Below are 1,127 nucleotides of genomic sequence, written 5' to 3'. Positions count from 1 at the left end.
TTTATCTTAGCGTTGAGTCACGGTTATTGCTTTGTAAAGTATTACTTGAATGTCGACCAGATTGGCGCATGGTCTGAAGGCTTCTCAATACCGCGTAATTCATAATCGATACCCGACTCAATACATTTTTGCGCGAGAGAAGGGGTCGCCAAAATCACATCAATTCGTAGACCTCGGTTGTCATCAAAGCCGCGAGAGCGGTAGTCAAACCACGAGAAGCGATCGTTCACTTCTGGGTAAAGCTTACGGAAAGTATCTTCAAAGCCCCAATCTAACAACGTTTTCAGCCATTCACGTTCTTCTGGTTGGAAAGAGCATTTACCCGTTTTCAACCAACGCTTACGGTTTGGTTCTCCGATACCGATATCTGAATCGATAGGGCTGATGTTGATATCACCCATAACAATCAACTGTTCATCGTTGCTGTGATGATCGTTTAGATACGTCATTAGATCTTTGTAGAACTGGCGCTTGTATGGGAATTTCGTTTCGTGGTTAATGTTGTCCCCTTGAGGGAAGTAGCCATTAAGCACCGTTACTTTTTCACCATTTTCGTTTTCAAACGTCGCCATGATCATGCGCTTTTGATGTTCTTCGTTATCCGTTGGAAAACCTTTTTGTACGCGGATTGGCTCTTGCTTACAAAGCATCGCTACGCCGTAATGCGCCTTCTGGCCATGAAAATACACTTTGTAACCCATGGCTTCGACATCTTCAATCGGGAACGCTTCATCATGCACTTTAATCTCTTGAAGACCAATAACGTCAGGCTGGTGTTTATCGATGAGCGCTTGGAGTTGGTGCAGTCGAGCACGTAGTCCATTGATGTTAAAGCTGATTACTTTCATTATTTATCCTTTTGAGGGCGTATTTTTCTAGAATGGTATCATTCTGAAAGCGTAGTGAAAATGAATCTCAACAAAAGAAAAAAGCGCGTTTTACTGCGCTTTCAATTTGTTTTCTAAATCTGTTTGTACGATCTTCAATGCTTTAATCGCAACTTCTGGATCAATCTCGTTGGTTTCAAGCAAGTAGATCAAATCAACGGCCAGCTTGATCTCTTCTGGTGCATCATCAAGAGGAGAGGTTGGTTGGTCTGCCATTATTGGTGCTTTTCCCTATGTGTA

2 protein-coding genes are annotated in these 1,127 nt (G+C 42.6%); both read right to left on the bottom strand.

Annotated elements, in window-relative coordinates:
- Nucleotides 1-41: 41 nt before the first annotated feature.
- On the bottom strand, nucleotides 42-848 hold the full coding sequence (gene xthA / locus R8N28_RS26310; RefSeq protein WP_005481860.1) for an exodeoxyribonuclease III: 807 nt from the start codon (nucleotides 846-848) through the stop codon (nucleotides 42-44).
- Nucleotides 849-938: 90 nt separating this feature from the next.
- A complete protein-coding gene (gene rsmS, locus R8N28_RS26305) occupies nucleotides 939-1,103 on the bottom strand; it encodes a pleiotropic regulatory protein RsmS (RefSeq protein WP_005456217.1) in 165 nt (54 codons plus the stop codon).
- Nucleotides 1,104-1,127: the final 24 nt, after the last annotated feature.

It is taken from the genome of Vibrio sp. Vb1554 (assembly GCF_033344235.1).
Note: the sequence above shows the minus strand (reverse complement) of the source record. Positions and strands in the feature narration are given on the sequence as shown.